The 15,714-nt window shown below is 72.5% G+C and carries 17 protein-coding genes; 8 read left to right on the forward strand and 9 right to left on the reverse strand.

Going from position 1 to position 15,714, the window contains the following annotated elements; translation table 11 throughout:
• The first annotated feature begins 410 nt into the window (after positions 1 to 410).
• Both ACIP60_RS16460 and ACIP60_RS16465 read left to right on the forward strand, forming a co-directional pair.
• Positions 411 to 1,703 carry a family 2 encapsulin nanocompartment cargo protein terpene cyclase gene (locus ACIP60_RS16460; protein ID WP_400684518.1) on the forward strand — a complete coding sequence of 431 codons (1,293 nt, stop codon included), beginning with the start codon at positions 411 to 413 and terminating at the stop codon, positions 1,701 to 1,703.
• A 27-nt stretch (positions 1,704 to 1,730) separates the two neighbouring features.
• A complete protein-coding gene (locus ACIP60_RS16465) occupies positions 1,731 to 2,630 on the forward strand; it encodes a geranyl diphosphate 2-C-methyltransferase (RefSeq protein WP_400684521.1) in 900 nt (299 codons plus the stop codon).
• 125 nt (positions 2,631 to 2,755) lie between these two features.
• Here the strand turns inward: ACIP60_RS16465 and ACIP60_RS16470 are convergent, their stop codons facing one another.
• Complete coding sequence (locus tag ACIP60_RS16470) at positions 2,756 to 3,559, reverse strand: exodeoxyribonuclease III (protein WP_400684524.1); 804 nt, start codon at positions 3,557 to 3,559, stop codon at positions 2,756 to 2,758.
• A gap of 544 nt (positions 3,560 to 4,103) precedes the next feature.
• Between ACIP60_RS16470 and ACIP60_RS16475 the strand changes: the two genes are divergently transcribed.
• The gene (locus ACIP60_RS16475; protein WP_400684526.1) at positions 4,104 to 4,412 is read left to right on the forward strand and encodes a hypothetical protein; all 309 of its coding nucleotides are present in this window, start codon (positions 4,104 to 4,106) and stop codon (positions 4,410 to 4,412) included.
• A 38-nt stretch (positions 4,413 to 4,450) separates the two neighbouring features.
• Here the strand turns inward: ACIP60_RS16475 and ACIP60_RS16480 are convergent, their stop codons facing one another.
• The 5 genes from ACIP60_RS16480 to ACIP60_RS16500 all read right to left on the reverse strand — a co-directional run bounded on the left by ACIP60_RS16480 (position 4,451) and on the right by ACIP60_RS16500 (position 8,072).
• A complete protein-coding gene (locus tag ACIP60_RS16480) occupies positions 4,451 to 5,026 on the reverse strand; it encodes a GNAT family N-acetyltransferase (RefSeq protein ID WP_400684529.1) in 576 nt (191 codons plus the stop codon).
• A gap of 71 nt (positions 5,027 to 5,097) precedes the next feature.
• Positions 5,098 to 5,751 (reverse strand): lasso peptide biosynthesis B2 protein, encoded by a 654-nt coding sequence (locus ACIP60_RS16485; protein ID WP_400684532.1) that lies wholly within the window; start codon positions 5,749 to 5,751, stop codon positions 5,098 to 5,100.
• A complete protein-coding gene (locus ACIP60_RS16490; protein ID WP_400684534.1) occupies positions 5,744 to 7,555 on the reverse strand; it encodes an albusnodin/ikarugamycin family macrolactam cyclase in 1,812 nt (603 codons plus the stop codon). Before ACIP60_RS16490 ends, ACIP60_RS16485 begins: the two co-directional genes overlap by 8 nt.
• A gap of 83 nt (positions 7,556 to 7,638) precedes the next feature.
• The gene (locus ACIP60_RS16495) at positions 7,639 to 7,776 is read right to left on the reverse strand and encodes a hypothetical protein (protein WP_400684537.1); all 138 of its coding nucleotides are present in this window, start codon (positions 7,774 to 7,776) and stop codon (positions 7,639 to 7,641) included.
• Between the two features lie 104 nt (positions 7,777 to 7,880).
• On the reverse strand, positions 7,881 to 8,072 hold the full coding sequence (locus ACIP60_RS16500; protein WP_400684539.1) for a hypothetical protein: 192 nt from the start codon (positions 8,070 to 8,072) through the stop codon (positions 7,881 to 7,883).
• Positions 8,073 to 8,405: 333 nt separating this feature from the next.
• Between ACIP60_RS16500 and ACIP60_RS16505 the strand changes: the two genes are divergently transcribed.
• On the forward strand, positions 8,406 to 9,653 hold the full coding sequence (locus ACIP60_RS16505) for a transcriptional regulator (protein ID WP_400684541.1): 1,248 nt from the start codon (positions 8,406 to 8,408) through the stop codon (positions 9,651 to 9,653).
• A gap of 1 nt (position 9,654) precedes the next feature.
• Here ACIP60_RS16505 and cutA read toward each other — a convergent pair whose 3' ends face one another.
• A complete protein-coding gene (gene cutA, locus ACIP60_RS16510) occupies positions 9,655 to 9,981 on the reverse strand; it encodes a divalent-cation tolerance protein CutA (protein WP_400684544.1) in 327 nt (108 codons plus the stop codon).
• 566 nt (positions 9,982 to 10,547) lie between these two features.
• Here cutA and ACIP60_RS16515 point away from each other — a divergent pair.
• On the forward strand, positions 10,548 to 11,318 hold the full coding sequence (locus ACIP60_RS16515; protein ID WP_400684546.1) for a GntR family transcriptional regulator: 771 nt from the start codon (positions 10,548 to 10,550) through the stop codon (positions 11,316 to 11,318).
• A 120-nt stretch (positions 11,319 to 11,438) separates the two neighbouring features.
• A complete protein-coding gene (locus tag ACIP60_RS16520; RefSeq protein ID WP_400684548.1) occupies positions 11,439 to 12,119 on the forward strand; it encodes a hypothetical protein in 681 nt (226 codons plus the stop codon).
• Between the two features lie 21 nt (positions 12,120 to 12,140).
• Here the strand turns inward: ACIP60_RS16520 and ACIP60_RS16525 are convergent, their stop codons facing one another.
• Positions 12,141 to 13,295 carry an ROK family protein gene (locus tag ACIP60_RS16525; protein WP_400684550.1) on the reverse strand — a complete coding sequence of 385 codons (1,155 nt, stop codon included), beginning with the start codon at positions 13,293 to 13,295 and terminating at the stop codon, positions 12,141 to 12,143.
• Positions 13,296 to 13,709: 414 nt separating this feature from the next.
• Here ACIP60_RS16525 and ACIP60_RS16530 point away from each other — a divergent pair, with 414 nt between their 5' ends.
• Complete coding sequence (locus tag ACIP60_RS16530) at positions 13,710 to 14,414, forward strand: class I SAM-dependent methyltransferase (protein WP_400684558.1); 705 nt, start codon at positions 13,710 to 13,712, stop codon at positions 14,412 to 14,414.
• Positions 14,415 to 14,492: 78 nt separating this feature from the next.
• Entirely contained in the window at positions 14,493 to 14,933 is a 441-nt protein-coding gene (locus ACIP60_RS16535; protein WP_400684560.1) for a GNAT family N-acetyltransferase, read from the forward strand.
• Positions 14,934 to 15,000: 67 nt separating this feature from the next.
• Here the strand turns inward: ACIP60_RS16535 and ACIP60_RS16540 are convergent, their stop codons facing one another.
• Positions 15,001 to 15,558, reverse strand: a complete 558-nt coding sequence (locus ACIP60_RS16540; RefSeq protein ID WP_400684562.1) for a GNAT family N-acetyltransferase — start codon at positions 15,556 to 15,558, stop codon at positions 15,001 to 15,003.
• Between the last annotated feature and the right edge of the window lie 156 nt (positions 15,559 to 15,714).

Raw genomic sequence — 15,714 nt, forward strand, 5'->3', positions numbered from 1 at the left:
GCGGCCGGGACGGCCCGGATAAACCTCGGGATCCGCAAGATCACCGCATCGAGGTAAATACCCCCGGCCCCGTGGGCGGAGCGCGCCTACGGAGCGTTAGCGTTCCTCAAGATCCGACCGAGCCGGTCACAGCTTCTGACGGTTCGTCAATTCTGCATTCCCCGAGGAGTGTTCGTCCCGTGACCATTGAGGCCGGCCCGGTCGTGGAGCCGGCACCGCTGCCGACGCGGACGTCTGCACGGACGCGGGTCGACCCGCCGAACGCGTCCGCGGCCGCTCCCGGAGCAGGCTGACCACGAGATCCCCGCTCGTGGCGGACGGTCGCAGGCCGCCCGCCCCCGTCCGCACGCCCGGACGCGCCTCCGCCGGCCGTCCCGACCAGACCGCCCCCTCCCAGTAAGGAGTCCAGGATGCCCGAGCCAGGGCCTTCCTCTCCGTCACCGGCCCCCGCCGCCCCGGCCGACCGCACCGCCCTCACCGCCCTCCCCGCGCTGCCCGGCCCGCCCGCCGTCCCGTTCCGGGCCGCCGCCACCGCCCTCGCCGCACTCGCCGCGCCCGCCGTCGTACCCGCCGCGCCCGGGGCGTCCGGTGGCGGGCTGGAGCGCATCCTGCGCGGTCCCAGCGGACTCGGGACGGGCGGCCTGCTGCTGCCCCGCCTCCCGGCACCGGCCGCGCCGCCACTGCCCGCCGCCGTCCCGGAGCCGCCCGCCGCCACCCCGGCGGAGGGCACCCCGGTGCCCGGCCTCTACCACCACCCGGTGCCGGAGCCCGACCCCGTCCGGGTGGCCGAGGTCAGCCGCCGGATCAAGGACTGGGCGGTGGACGAGGTGGAGCTGTTCCCCGACGAGTGGGAGGGCGAGTTCGACGGCTTCTCGGTCGGGCGCTACATGGTGGCCTGCCACCCGGACGCCCCGACCGTCGACCACCTGATGCTGGCCACCCGCCTGATGGTCGCCGAGAACGCGGTCGACGACTGCTACTGCGAGGACCACGGCGGCTCCCCGGTCGGCCTCGGCAGCCGGCTGCTGCTCGCGCACACCGCCATCGACCCGCTGCACACCACCGCGGAGTACGCGCCGGGATGGGCGGAGTCGCTCGGCTCGGACGCCCCGCGCCGCGCCTACCGCTCCGCCATGGCGTACTTCACCGGCGCCGCGACCCCCTCCCAGGCCGACCGCTACCGGCACGACATGGCGCGCCTGCACCTGGGCTACCTGGCCGAGGCCGCCTGGTCCGAGACCGACCACGTGCCCGAGGTGTGGGAGTACCTGGCGATGCGCCAGTTCAACAACTTCCGCCCCTGCCCGACCATCACCGACACCGTCGGCGGCTACGAACTGCCGGCCGACCTGCACGCGATGCCCGGAACCCAGCGGGTCATCGCGCTCGCCGGGAACGCGACCACCCTGGTCAACGACCTCTACTCGTACACCAAGGAGCTGGCGAGCCCCGGCCGCCACCTCAACCTGCCCGTGGTGATCGCCGAACGCGAGGGGCTCTCCGACCGGGACGGCTACCTGAAGGCCGTCGAGGTCCACAACGAGCTGATGCACGCCTTCGAGGCCGAGTCCGCCGCCCTCGCCGCCGCCTGCCCGGCCCCGCCGCTGCTGCGCTTCCTGCGCGGGGTGGCCGCCTGGGTGGACGGCAACCACTACTGGCACCGGACCAACACCTACCGCTACAGCCTGCCCAACTTCTGGTAAGAACCGGCAAGAAACGGACACGTGGACATGACCAGCACCGAATTCGACACCGCCGCCACCACCGGCACCGACGCCGCCACCCCCTTCGTCCCGGCTCCGGCGACCGCCTACCAGGGCGACATCGCCCGCTACTGGAACAACGAGGCCCGGCCGGTCAACCTGCGCCTCGGCGACGTCGACGGCCTCTACCACCACCACTACGGCATCGGCGAGGTCGACCACGCCGCCCTCGGCACCCCCGAGGACAGCGCGTACGAGAAGAAGCTGATCGCCGAACTGCACCGGCTGGAGTCCGCCCAGGCCGAGGTCCTGCTCGACCACCTCGGCCCGATCGCGCCGGGCGACACCCTGATGGACGCCGGCTGCGGTCGCGGCGGCTCCATGGTCATGGCCCACCAGCGCTTCGGCTGCAAGGTCGAGGGCGTCACCCTCTCCACCACCCAGGCCGAGTTCGGCAACCGCCGCGCCCGGGAGCTCGGCATCGCCGACCACGTCCGCTCCCGGGTCTGCAACATGCTCGACACCCCGTTCGCCAGCGGCCTGATGTCCGGCTCCTGGAACAACGAGTCCAGCATGTACGTCGACCTGCACGACCTGTTCGCCGAGCACGCCCGGGTGCTCAAGGTCGGCGGCCGGTACGTCACCGTCACCGGCTGCTGGAACCCGCGCTACGGCCAGCCCTCCAAGTGGGTCTCCCAGATCAACGCCCACTTCGAGTGCAACATCCACTCCCGCCGCGAGTACCTCCGCGCGATGGCCGACAACCGCCTCGTCCCGCAGGCCGTCATCGACCTGACCCCCGACACCCTCCCCTACTGGGAACTGCGCGCCACCTCCTCGCTGGTCACCGGCATCGAGGAGGCGTTCATCGAGTCCTACAAGGACGGCTCCTTCCAGTACGTCCTGATCGCAGCCGACCGCGTCTGACCCCTCTGTCCCCCTCTACCCCCCTGTCCCCCTCTACCCCTCTGTCCCTCTACTCCCTCTTCCTCTCCTCCGCCCCACCGGTCCCCGCCGCCACCCAGGCGCCGGGGACCGGTGGGACGCTGGGATCAGGCGCTGTGGCCGTAGACGGCCGTGACCGGGGCGTGGTCGGACCAGCGTTCGGCGTGGGTGGCGGCGCGTTCGACGTGCGCGCGGGTGCAGCGGGCGGCCAGGCCCGGGGTGGCCAGCTGGTAGTCGATGCGCCAGCCGGCGTCGTTGTCGAAGGCGCGACCGCGGTAGGACCACCAGGAGTAGGGGCCGTCCTGGTCGGGGTGGTGGTGGCGCAGGACGTCCACGTAGCCGTGGTCGTCGAGGACGCGGGAGAACCAGGCGCGCTCCTCGGGGAGGAAGCCGGCCTTCTTCCGGTTGGCCTTCCAGTTGCGCAGGTCGGCCTCGCGGTGGGCGATGTTCCAGTCGCCGCAGACCACCACCTCGCGGCCCTCCGCCGCCGCGCGGGCCCGCAGCTCGCCGAGGTGGAGCAGGAACTCGGCCATGAAGCGCTCCTTCTCGTCCTGTCGCGCGGTGCCCACCTCGCCGGAGGGGAGGTACAGCGAGGCGACCGTCAGGCCGGGCAGGTCGAGCTCGGCGTAGCGGCCGGAGGAGTCGAACTCGGCGGACCCGAAGCCGATCCGGGTGGCCTCGGGCGCGCGCCGGGAGAGCACCGCCACCCCGGCCCGCCCCTTGGCCGCGGCGGGCGCCCAGACGCCGTGCCATCCGTCGAGCCGGGCCAGCACGTCGTCGAACTGCCCGGCCTCGGCGCGCACCTCCTGGAGGCAGACCACCTCGGACTCGGTGCCGTCGATCCACTCCAGGAAGCCCTTCTTGGCGGCCGCCCGGATCCCGTTGACGTTCACAGTGCTGACAGTGTGCAAACCTACCCCTTGAACTGCGGCGATTCCCCGAAGGGGCAGCGCTGGTGCCTACTCCTACCGACCTGTCGCAGGTCGGTCCCCGACGTTACCCGAAACAGCCGCAGCCGACGTCCGCACAGCCGCGCGAACCGGGCCGCGCACGGGCCTGACGGACGCCGCGCGGTACGCCACCATCGCCCAGCGGCGCGCAACACCGACTCCGGCACCGCCGTCCGCCGCGCAGGCACCCCCGGCACCCGGCCCTGCAACACCACCTGCCCGTGGCGGAGGTGGACCGACATGCTGAGGGCCGGACAACCAGGCCGTACGCTAAGGGAGTTGAGCTACGGCGGAGGGTAGGGACGGGGCTGTGGAGCCGACGAACAACGAGATCAGCGGCGGCAGCGTCGGGGCCTCCGTCCAAGCCGGGACAGTCAACGGCGGCGTGCACATCCATACGCCTTCGACGGTACAGCCGCCCGGAACTGACCTGCGGGACACCTAGACAAAAGCCTATCGGGCGCTGAAGTCTGCCCTTCCTGTTCGCCATGGAAATTATTGGCTTATGCTCCACAGGCGAACCGTCCGGGAAGAGTACTTGAAAAGACTGGCCCCTATTATTGTGGAGCTGAGGGAAGCACTGCAAGAGGTTGAACTTTTCGCTCCTGGCCGAGTCAGAAATTCCCTCGTGCGGGCCGTCTGGACGGTGGAGCGGATACCTGAAGCCCTAGCCCGCTTGCACAAGAGCGAGAAGAGCAAGCTGAAGGACTACCCATTCGGCTACCTGCGCATGGCGGAGGAGGCTGTAGAGCGACTGGAAGATGACATTGAAATTTTCTCCGGCGAAGTGAGAAAGCTGACGCTGGGGCAGTAGCGAGGCCGAGCCCTCGGCGCGGTGCGAAGACGTGGGCCTTAGGGCTCAGGCCGGTTCAGTAGAACGCTGGGCCCCGTGAACTCCGAGGCCAGCGCGTCCATGAGCAGTTCGTCGCACACCGCGCCGTGCCAGTACCCGGCCTGGCGCATCGCGCCGACGTGCTGGAAGCCGGCCTGCTCGTAGACGTGGACGGCGGCCTTGTTGGGTGCGAGTACCTTGAGCCACACGGACCGGAGGTTGGCGACGTGGAAGCCGAAGTCCAGCGTCAACCGGGTCGCCGGGGTGGCGAGGCCCTTGCCGCGCGCCTCGGGCGCGATGACGAGGATGTACTCGGCGGTGCGCGCGTAGGTGTCGGGCTGGAGGGTGGTCGTGCCGGCGGGCACCGGGTTCTCGGGGGCGGTGAGGTCGTAGACCGTGAACCGGATGTTCCGGCCGGCGAGCTGCTGCTGGAGGCCCTGGGTGCGGCTGGGCAGCGACTCGGGAACCGGGCGGCCGAGCCCGATCAGGGAACTCGGGTCTTCCTCCCAGCGCCAGTACTCTGCTGCCAGGTCGGACCGGAAGGGGCCGAGGCCGCAGGTGCCGGCGGACAGCCAGATCATCTGTTCAATGGACATGGTGTGCTCCGGGAATGCTGAGAATCGTGGTGAACAGGCCAACGGACGTGGATTCGGCGATCGGAATGCCGTCAACGGTCTCGATCCAGGCGTGCAACCGTATCGGGTCGGGGGCGACCCCCGTGACGCCAAACCGCCGCCCTGCCCGACAGGCGGAGCAGCAGCACCGAGGCCGCCGACTCCTCCAGGCAGTTGGTCCGGCCGGGCGAGTACCAGCCGGCGCTGCGGACAGCGCGGACGGCCTGCTCGGCCTCGCTGACGGTGGCCGGCCTTCTGCGCCCCGCCGTACCGGCGGAGTGAACCAGCCGCAGAACACGGCCCATCGCCTCGTGGGCCGGTCCTGCGGCCTTCACAGCGTGGACCACCGCGAGGGCGGCAGCCGCCGCCAGCGTCCGGGCACGCGAAACGGGCACGGGAGGGGTGAGCCCGGCCCGGAACTCGGCGCTGCCCCAACTCGCCTTCGGCGCCTCTGCCGTGCGGACGTTGTGCCAGGGCCGGGGTCGGTCGGCCGCCAGCAGCAGGCCCGCCGCCAGCAGCGACTCCAGCAGCGGCTCCGGGAGGTTCCGGGCGCTCCCGTGCTCCGCCGTGCGACGGAGAGCTGCGCCGGCCGACGGGGGGAGCGTGCTGACCCGGCCGTTGCGGTAGTCGACCAGCACGACGGCGTGTCCCAAGTCCAGGCCGCGGACATGGCGGGGCATCGTGACGAACGACGGCGAGTCAGCCACGGCCATCCACTCCCTCGACCCACTGCGGTTCCGGTTCCCGGTCGAGCGCCTGGAGCCACGCCTCGACGGCCAGCGTCCGGTCCAGAATCCCCATCGGCACCGGCACACCCATCGCGGCCTGTTTCAGTGCGCGGCGAAGTGCCCGGGGCTCGACCAGTCCGAGGGCGGAGAGGAACCCGTCCGCCAGGCCGAGCAGGGCATCCAGGTTCGCCCGTCTACCGGTGTAGAAGTCGGCATTGAACGAGCCCTTCGTGGTGCGGGTGGCGAGTGCGGCCGGCAGCAGATCGCTCATCGCCCGGACCAGGTGCGGCTTGTAGGCGTACACCGGCGGCCGGGCGTCGAGCGGGACGCGCAGAACGGCGTCGACCACGCTGGCATCCAAGAACGGGTTGCGGAGCCTGACACCGACTCCCTCCGCCGGCACGGTGTCCGCCTGCGCAGTCCGGGCGACTTCCCGGATCTCGTCAACGATCGTGTGGACTCCGGCATCGAGCCTCGTGAGGGGGTTCGGGGCGGCGGCCACCCGCTCGATCTCACTCCGCAGGTGCGGCAGGGCCTCAACACCCACCCACGCCGGAAGCTGCACCGGGGGGAACCAGTGAACACTGCCGACCGCCGAGGCGTGCCCCTGGGCGATCTGCTCGGCAAGCATGGACAGCGCATCGGCCCGCGAGATCCGGGCTGCCGCGGCCGCTTGCCGGAGGACGTTCGAGAGCGGAAGGTGTCGGAGTCGGGCCCAGCCCGCAGACTGCTGGACGGCGGCTCGGAACCGTCGGTGCCGGACAAGATCCGCGAGGTGGGCAGGCGGCTGCGAAAAGACGCTGTCGCCGCCGTCACCGGTCAGGTGGAGCGTGGTGCCGAAGCGATCGGCCATCCACTCCAACTGTTCGAGTAACCCGGCCCAGGTCAGCGAGGACGGGGCCGGTTCGTCGGCGGCCGGCACACGGGTGATCCCGGTGTACGGCAACTGCTCGCGCCGGATGGGCAGGAGGTGGTGCTCGACCCGGCCGGACATCGAATCCGCCACGAGCCGGGCGAACCGCAAGTCCGCCCCCGACTCGTCCCCGTCCGGGTGGACCGTGACGGCGTTGACGCACACGTTGTCGGATGTCCGGCGAGCGGCGAGGAGGGTGATGGACGACGAGTCGAGCCCACCCGACAGGTCGGTGCTGAACGCGTTGTCGTCCAGCCCGAGGCCCACCGCCTTCTCGAACTCGGCCCGGAAGCGCCGAGTCGGCCCGGCTCCGACATCCGGCTGCGGCAGCCAGAGGTTCGTGACCTCGGGGGTGGTGCCCGGAGCGAGCCGGATGCGGGCGCCCGGCGGTAACTGCTCGACTTCCGCGAAGAACGACCGGCCCGCCACGAGGGCGGGGTGCAGCGGCGTGAACACTGCGGTCACGAGGCGCCGCGTGTCGACGGGGGCCTTGTTGAGCCCCGCGAGCAGCCGCGCCGACGACGACCAGGCCCACCCCTCCCCGAAGCGGGTGACGTAGACCGGCTGCGCGGCAGCCGGGTCGGTGAAGACCACCGTCTCCTGCTCGGCCTCGCTCACCACCACGTAGGCCCCCGGCCAGCGCCACGTCAGATCGGCCGGCAGCGGCCCGGTGCTCACCGTCTTCAGGTCTGCCGGTCGGGCACCGCTCAACCCGAGGACGAACAGCCGGCGGTTCCGGCCGCCCTCCGGAACATGAAACCGAGTCGGCGTCATACCGGTCACCCACACACTCGACTGCCAATGCAGCCGTGTCGCTCCCACCGGGCGCGGCGTGCCCGGTGCAGAACTGCTGAAGCCCCCGAAAGCCATGGTGTCCCTCCCTTTGGCAGATCACTGGCAGAAGGCGGAGCGGTGCGGCCCCGGAAGGCCGCACCGCCGCTGGAGGAAGAGGATCAGCCGGCGTACGAGTACACGAACCGCTTGCCCTCGCCGCCGTCCGCCTGGCCGCCCATGGTGAGGGCCGCCGCGTCACCGATCACGGTGACGGTCGCCTCGTCGTCCTCGCTGACCAGGTCGATGTTCTCGTTCATTTCTCGGTTCCTTCCTGCTGGATGGTGCAATCGCCCATCGGGGATTCCCGGTGGGCCCGCCCGACCATTGGTGGCCAACGGCGGGGGCGGGAGTTCAAAGGGGGTTACGCGGCGTCGACGGCGCCCGGGCCGGCTGTGCCACCGGGCGGGATCGGCCGCGGCGCGTAGCCGGTTTCGACCATCAGGACCGAGTCGTTGTCCGGGTTGGCCGGGTCGTCGGTCTGCAGGGTCATCAACACGACGCGGCCGAGTCGTCGCTTCGCGTGCCCGTCGGACTCAATGCTGCTGTGTGCCATCGGGGTTCACCCGGTACGTCGTCATGGGGAGGTGCGCCTTCGAGGGAGAGTGCTGCGGGTTTTTTCGGTCGGCGTCGAGCATCGGGACCTCGCGGTCACGGGTGTCGAGAGGACGGTGGTGCCGTCGCCCGGCCCGCATAGGGGAGCAGGCCGGGTGACGGAAGCAGCTCCGGTGACCCGGGAGATCGAGTTGACCTCGCCGGGGTGGCCACACACAGTCAACGCGCTGCGTGTCCAACTCGAAGGGGCCGCGCAGGGGGCCGTTTTCCTGCGGGGGCCGCTTCGGGGGGCCAGGATGGGGACTTCACTCGAGGGTGCTTTGGGGGATGCGGCATGATGGGTGCCCAGGGAATCGGCGACTTGCTTCGATGTCTGCGAGTGCGGGCCGGTAGGACTCGGCCTGAGCAGGCGCAGCACATCGAGTCAGTGCAGGGGCAGTGGTTCGACCCTGAGCGGGTCAAGCGCTGGGAAACCGGGAAGCGTATCCCCACGAGTACCGATTTCCAGTTGATCGCCGACTCGTACGGGATTGCGATCGAAGTAGTGCGGGCAGCGGTTTCCTGCAGCCGACAGCAGCGGCGAATCGGGCACCTGAACCCGCCGGAGGAAGGGGCGGATCAGGTGCAGAGGCGCACCTTCATGGGGTTCGCCCTGGCGGCCGGCCTCGGCGGGGAGCCATGGGGCCGCCTGGCGGCGGCGCTTGAAGGCGCCCCCGTCGACAAGGTGACGGCATCTCAACTAGTGAGCAAGACGGCTAAGTTGTTCACCGCGGAGGAGCGCACTCCAGCGAGGATGCTCGCCGCGCAGCTCTCCGCCCACCTCGACACCATCACCACCGTCCTCCCCACCTCCGGTACCCACCGGCGCGAACTGACGATCGCCGCCGGAGAAGCTGCGGCCCTCGCTGGCTGGGTGCACTGGGACCTCGGCGACCCCGAGACGGCGATGCGCTACTACGACACCGCGGCCCTCGCCGGCCGCCGAGCCGGCCATCCCGCGATCAACGCCCTCGTCCTCGGATACACCTCGTACGGTGTCGGCCCAGTCGAGGCTCGGAAGATGCTCGCCGCAGCACAGGAACACGTCCGGGAACCGGGCTACGCGACGGCGAGGGCGTGGCTGTGCGCCCGTGAAGCCGAAGAAGCCGCAGCGGTCGGCGACCGGGAGGCCGCGGTGCGGGCGCTCGATCGGGCGACGACCGCGTTCGACTACGCCGACCCTGGCGGCGAACAGGCGTGGGTGTCGTTCTTCGTGCCGGCCCGGTTGGCGTCGATGCGCGTCGCGACCTACGCGCGGCTTCGGCATCGGGCCCTGGAGGCCGCAGCCGACGAGGCCCTCGCCGAACTCGGCACCACCGAAACGAAGATGCGCGTCGCCGTTCTCGGCGACGTCGCCTCGGGCTACCTGGTGGCCGGTTCGGTGGATCAAGCCGTCGAGGTTGGCCGCAGGGCCTTGGCCGCCACGCTGGAGACCGAGACGACCATGGGGAAGCTCCGGCTGGCGTCGCTCGCGACGCAGCTCCCGGCGCGGCATCGCGAGGCCCGGGCATTCCGTGAGGAGATCCGGGCCTCGCTGGGGTAGGTCAGTCTGTCGTCTCGGCGGTGATCCACTCCAGGTAGGAGGGCGAGCCGGTGACGACGGGAACGGCGATGATCTCCGGGGTGTCGTAGGAGTGCTGCTCGCCGATGAACGTGGTGAGTCGGTTGCCGAGGTCGGCGCGGGTCTTGAAGTCGACTCTCCATTCGGCGCCGGACTGGACTTCCCCGTCCCACCAGTACACCGAGCTGATCGGGTAAACCTGTGCGCAGGCCGCAAGGCGTTCCTGAACGACTGCGGTGGCGAGTTCGCGTGCCTTCGTCTCGTCGTCGTGGGTGGTTGTCACCACGAGGTAGCTGCCCTGATTCGTCATGTTCAGAGCGTAGAGCCTGGTGACTGACTGCCAGGGCCTGCTTGGGATGCCGCTGTGGGGTGATCGGTCTGTGAGCTCGAAGATCCCCCACTACGGTCCCCGTCGTACTCCTCGATCCGTTGCGGGTTGATCGCGTGCCGGCCCTGGATGCTCAGGTCCCGCTCGCGCTCGTCCTTGCGCGTCGGCCGGCTCCGTGGGGCCGGCGAGTCGATCACCGGCCGGGGTCGACTGCCTCGTGCGCTGCGCACGTGTCCACGGTCTCTCTGAACAACGCTGGTGGTGGATGCCGAACGGTCACGACTGCTGTCGTGATGATGCTGTGCACGGAGCGAGGGTACCGGTCGGCTCCGACAGCCCGGCATTCCGGGCGAACCGGTGCGCCATACCGGGTCGGCGGGCGATCCGCAAGGAACACCTCCCATTGGTCTTGACCATCTCCCGGGGCACCCCCTACTGTCACTTACTGCAAAGACCTTTAATAAAGAAGGACGGATAAAGCCCGCCTCCCCCACCTGCCGAAACGGGGAGTCGCGGTGGGCCTGTCGTCCCTCAGGGTGGAGGACACGGTGGGGCAAGGAACGCTCGCGGCGGTGGCGGAGCCGAAGTACTGGCACCTGCGCACGGTGCTGCTGCGCACCATGGACACCGAGTTCTCCACCGGCCAGGTGCTGCCCAACGAGCGGGAGCTCTCGGCGCGCTTCGGCGTGGCCCGGGCCACCCTCCGGCAGGCCCTGGACCAGCTGGAGCTGGAGGGCCGCCTGGTCCGCCGTCGCGGCATCGGCACGCTGATCGCCGCCCCGCGGGTGGGCGTCCCGGTCGGCGGGCGCGAGTCCGGCCGCCCCGGCGCCGCCCGCGACGGGCAGGAGTGGACGGTGGTGGACTGCACCACCGGCCCCGCCACCGCCGCGCTGGCCCGCACCCTGGGCCTGGCCGAGGGCGACCAGGTGCACACCGTGCGCCGTCTGCGGACCGTCCAGGGCGTGACGGTCGCCGCCGAGTCGCTGCACGTGCCCTCCGCCGCGCTGCCGCACCTGGCCGTGGTGGTGAAGGGCGGCGACCGGGCCCGCGGCGTGCTGCGCCAACTGGAGCGGCTCGGCGTCGACGGCGAGTCCCGCTCGGTGGAGCTGGGCGTCGCGGAGGCCGCCGAGGCCGCGCTGCTGGAGCGCCCCCCGGGCACCCCGGTGCTGGTGGTCACCACGCAGTACGCGACGGCGGGCCGGCTGGTCGCGGTCGGGGTCTCCACCTACCGGGCCGACACCTGCAAGCTGACCTTCGGCGAGTCCGGCGCGGCCGTCCAGGTCGCCTCCGCCGTCCCGGTCGCCGCCGCCGTCTCCTGAGGCCGGGCCCGCCACCCGCCACCCGCCACCGTTCCTGACGGACCGTCAGGGCGCCTTGTCGGTGGCCGCCGTTACGCTCCTGCTCACTGACGACCGGTGAAGCAGGGGAGCGGCGCCACGATGGATCAGACGGACCAGACGGACCAGACGGATCAGACGGACCTGACCGAGCAGGCGGACCACGGCAGGGTGCTCACCGAGCGGGCGGTCGCCGCCGTGCGGGAGGACCCGGGCCGTCAGGTGCTCGACTACCACCGGTTCGCCGGCCCGTGGGTCGAGGGCGCCCTCCGGCCGCGCCCCGAGCTGACGGCCTTCCCCAGCGGCCACCCGCTGCCGCCCAGTCTGCGCACCTGGCTGGCGTACGACAGCGGGATGCTGGCGCGCCACGACTGGTTCGACGAGGACGGCGCCCTCGCGCCGCGCACCCTGGGCGAGATCGCCGTCGAGGAGTACGGCGAGCCGTGGGGCTCCTGCTTCGAGCCGTTCTCGGAGCGGTTCGGCGAGTGCTTCCTGCTGCCCGGCGGCTCCGACTCCCGCCGGGTGCTGTCCGTCGGCCCGCACGGCGAGCGCGACGGGCTCGGCGAGTACCCGGTGTTTGCGCTGGACGTCGACGACCTGCCGTACGCGGTGCTGATGTACCCGGGTTTCGACGTCTACCTCGCCGAGACCGCGGGCGTGCTGCCGCCCGACGACCGCCCCGGCTACGACTCGCTCAAGCACGACCCCCGGTACGCGCGGCGGATGCTGGCGCACGCCCGGGCGCGGCTCGGCGGTGCGTACGACCTGCTCTGCCTGCCGTAGCCGGGCGCCGCGGGCGGGCGGCTACCGCGCGGTGGGCGGGTCGACGGCGAACAGCTGTTCCTCGACGTGGTCGAGGGCGACCCGCAGCGCGCCCATCGCGACCACCTCGGAGCCGAGCGCGGCGAGCGCCACCTCGGGGGAGCGCAGCGTGTAGCGGGCGAGCTGTTCGCGCAGCGGCTCCAGGACGCCGTCCAGCCCGGCCGCCCAGCCGCCGACCACGACGAGTTCGGGGTCGAGGGCGAGGACCAGCGCGGTGACGTCGTGCACCAGGCGGCTCAGGAAGCGGTCCATGGCGATCTGCGAGACCTGGTCGCCCTCCCGGGCCAGTCGCAGCACCCGGGCCACGGCGGCCTCGTCCAGCGGGTCGAGCGGCTTGCCGGTGGTGGACAACAGCCGTTCGGGGGTGGCCTGTTGGCCGAGCAGGTGGAGCGCGCCGATCTCGCCGGCCGCGCCGCCGTGGCCGCGGTGCAGCCGCCCGCCGATCAGCGAGCCGGCGCCGGGGCTGAGCCCGGCCATCACGAACACCACGTCGCCCTTGCCGACCGCCGCGCCCTTCCAGTGCTCGGCGATGGCGGCCAGGTTGGCGTCGTTCTCGATCACCACGGGGCAGCGGAAGGAGCGGCGCAGCCGGGCCCCGAGGTCGAGGCCGGTCCAGCCGGGCATCGCGGTGCCGAGCCGGACGGTGCCGTCCCGGTCGACGATGCCGGGGGTGCCGACGGCGACCTCCCACAGGCTGTCGCGGGAGACCCCGGCCTTGCGCAGCACCTCGCCGACGGTGGTGCGGACCAGGGCGAGCCGCTCCTCGGCCTCCACCGACTCGTCCACCGTCCGGGAGTGGCTGGTCAGCACCTCGCCGGCCAGGTCGGCGAGGACGACCCGCAGGTCGTGGACGCCGATCTCGATGCCGAGCACGTGCCCGGCCTCGGCGCGGAACCGGAACCAGCGGGCCGGGCGGCCGCGCTGACGGCCCGACTCCTGGACGTGCTCGACCTCGGCGACCAGCCCGGACTCCAGCAGCCCCTCGATCACGCCCTCGACGGTGGGCCTGGACAGGCCGGTGTCGCCGACGAGCTGGGTCAGCGTGACGGCCTGTCCGTCGCGCAACGACCGCAGGGTGACCGCCGCGTTGATGCGCCGCAGCAGTGAGGAGTCCCCTCCGGTGAGCCGGTCCGTCAAATCGCTGCCCTTCCGCTTCGCGCGACTGCCCTGGCGCGCGGTGACGTGGAGCGCGGCACCGCCCGTCCGACCGTGGTGAGGCCGTCGCGGGCCCGCGCGGAGCCGCCGCCCGCGGCCTGGCACTTGTGGGGTGCACCGGACGGGGCGTCTGCCCGGATCGTACTCGGGCGGTCCCGCGCGGGGCGAGCGTTTCCGCAGCTCATAACGGCTTCGGTATCGAAACGGTACGTCGTCCGTGATCACGGGGTGACCCGCCGTCGGCGCGGCGGAGGACCGGTGGGAGACGGCAGGGAGACGGGAGGGGCAGGGGGAGACGGGAGGGGCAGGGGGAGACGGGGGGAGACGAGGGGAGACGGGGGAGGGGACGGCGGCGGGCGGGCGGCGGGGTGCCGTGGACGCCCTAAGCTTCCGCCCATGGGGAACGACACCGCCGCAGCGCACCCGACCGTGCACCCGCCCGTGCGCCCGGTCGCCGGGGAGGACGCCGAGTTCGTCCGCGCCCACACCAGTCCCGGGCCGGTGCCGTTCGTGCCGGAGGTGCGGCTGCGGATGGCGGGGGACGCGATCGAGCTGTGGGAGACCACCGAGCGGGCGCGCGGGCGGGAGGGGCTGCCGCCGCCGTTCTGGGCGTTCCCGTGGGCGGGCGGGGTGGCGGTGGCCCGGTACGTCCTGGACCATCCCGAACTGGTGCGCGGACGCCGGGTGTTGGACCTGGCGGCGGGCTCCGGCCTGGTCGGCGTCGCGGCGGCGCTGAGCGGCGCGGCCGGGGTGCGGGCGGCGGAGATCGACGCCTACGCGGTGGCCTCGATCGAGGTGAACGCGCAGCTCAACGGCGTCGCGGTGACGGCCGAACTGGCCGACGTGCTGGACGGTGACGGTGCGCCGGACGAGGTGGTGCTGGCGGGCGACGTGTTCTACGAGCGGACGATGGCGGCCCGCTTCCTGCCGTTCCTGGAGCGGGCCGCCGCCCGGGGCGCGACCGTGGTGGTCGGCGACCCGGGACGGGCCTACCTGCCGCGCGGGCGCTTCACCGCGCTCGCCGAGTACACCGTCCCGGTCGCCGCCGACCTGGAGGACGCGGCCGAGAAGTCCACCACGGTGTGGGCGCTGCGCGGCTGACCCGGCGCCGGGCCCCGGTGGGGCGGGGCGGGCGAACCCGTTGGCGGGCGGCCGGGCGGGGCTGGTAGGAACGGGGGCATGAGCGAGTACGAACTGCGGGCCGCCCGCCCCGAGGACATCGACGCGGTGCTGGCGTTCTGGGCCGAGTCCGCCGAGGGCACCAGCATCAGCGACGACCGGGCGGGCGTCGCCCGGCTGCTGGAACGCGACCCGCGGGCCCTGCTGCTGGCCGAGCACGAGGGCGCGATCCTCGGCACGGTGATCGCGGGGTGGGACGGCTGGCGCTGCCACCTCTACCGGCTGGCCGTCCACCCCGCCGCCCGCCGCCGGGGCATCGGCACCGCCCTGCTCGACGCCGCGCACGCCCGCTTCGCGCAGGCCGGCGGTCGCCGGGCCGACGCGATGGTGCTGGAGCACAACGCGCTCGGCCGAGCCGCCTGGGAGGCCGCCGGCTACGGGCGCGAGGACCAGTGGCGCCGCTGGACCAGGCCGCTGGACGGCGACCCCGTCGCGTCCTGACTCCTGACGCGCCGCCGGAGCGGGCGCGCGGGGGAGTGCCGGGAGGGTCGCCGGGGTCGCCGGGGTCTCAGGGGCGGATCGGGAGGATCGGGCGGATCATCGCCGTCAGCTCGGGGGAGAGCGGCGTCGAGCGCTGGGAGTTGAACCTCCGGTAGCCCCAGCTCTCGTACCGCCGGAGCACCTTGCCCTCGCCCGCCAGCGGGTTGACCATCAGGGCGGCGCGCTGTTCCGGGCGGTCGGCGAGCAGGACGTCGTGGATCAGGCGGGCCGTTCCGCTGCCCCGCCAGGGGGCCCGGACGCCGATCTCCCGGAGGGCCAGCACCGGGGTCGCGGTGAAGCCCGCGGGCAGCGGCTCGGCCAGGCGCCGCCAGTAGCCGTCCGCGGGCCCGACGGTGTTGCCGTAGGCGTAGCCGATCGCGCCGCCCCCGCCCCGGCCGGGGGCGGCCACGGCCAGGACGAGGGCGAAGCCCGGTGTGGCGGCGTGCTGGTCGAGGCGTTCGGCGAAGGCCCGGACCCGGTAGTTCGGGTGGTCCAGCAGCGGGGCCCGGACGTCCGCGTACACGTCCAGCAGGGTCCGCCGGACGTCCGGCGCGAGGGTGGTGAATCGGCGCAGGTCGACGGCCACGCGGGCTCCTCCGGACGTCGGGGGCGTACCGGGCCCGCGGTCGGTGCGGGCCCTGCCGGGAGTCTCCCGCACCGAACGGCGGCGGCGGACCCCGGGCACCCCGGCCCCGCCCCGGCCCGCCGCCCGCCCGGACCCCGGGCACCCCGCCCCGGCCCG

The organism is Kitasatospora sp. NPDC088783 (assembly GCF_044750705.1).
GTDB lineage: Bacteria > Actinomycetota > Actinomycetes > Streptomycetales > Streptomycetaceae > Kitasatospora > Kitasatospora fiedleri.

Coding starts and splice junctions, on each gene's coding strand:
- ACIP60_RS16460 (WP_400684518.1), top strand. CDS start 411: ATGCCCGAGCCAGGGCCTTCCTCTCCGTCACCGGCCCCCGCCGCCCCG.
- ACIP60_RS16465 (WP_400684521.1), top strand. CDS start 1,731: ATGACCAGCACCGAATTCGACACCGCCGCCACCACCGGCACCGACGCC.
- ACIP60_RS16475 (WP_400684526.1), top strand. CDS start 4,104: ATGCTCCACAGGCGAACCGTCCGGGAAGAGTACTTGAAAAGACTGGCC.
- ACIP60_RS16480 (WP_400684529.1), bottom strand. CDS start 5,026: ATGTCCATTGAACAGATGATCTGGCTGTCCGCCGGCACCTGCGGCCTC.
- ACIP60_RS16490 (WP_400684534.1), bottom strand. CDS start 7,555: ATGGCTTTCGGGGGCTTCAGCAGTTCTGCACCGGGCACGCCGCGCCCG.
- ACIP60_RS16495 (WP_400684537.1), bottom strand. CDS start 7,776: ATGAACGAGAACATCGACCTGGTCAGCGAGGACGACGAGGCGACCGTC.
- ACIP60_RS16500 (WP_400684539.1), bottom strand. CDS start 8,072: ATGGCACACAGCAGCATTGAGTCCGACGGGCACGCGAAGCGACGACTC.
- ACIP60_RS16505 (WP_400684541.1), top strand. CDS start 8,406: ATGATGGGTGCCCAGGGAATCGGCGACTTGCTTCGATGTCTGCGAGTG.
- cutA (WP_400684544.1), bottom strand. CDS start 9,981: ATGACGAATCAGGGCAGCTACCTCGTGGTGACAACCACCCACGACGAC.
- ACIP60_RS16520 (WP_400684548.1), top strand. CDS start 11,439: ATGGATCAGACGGACCAGACGGACCAGACGGATCAGACGGACCTGACC.
- ACIP60_RS16530 (WP_400684558.1), top strand. CDS start 13,710: ATGGGGAACGACACCGCCGCAGCGCACCCGACCGTGCACCCGCCCGTG.
- ACIP60_RS16535 (WP_400684560.1), top strand. CDS start 14,493: ATGAGCGAGTACGAACTGCGGGCCGCCCGCCCCGAGGACATCGACGCG.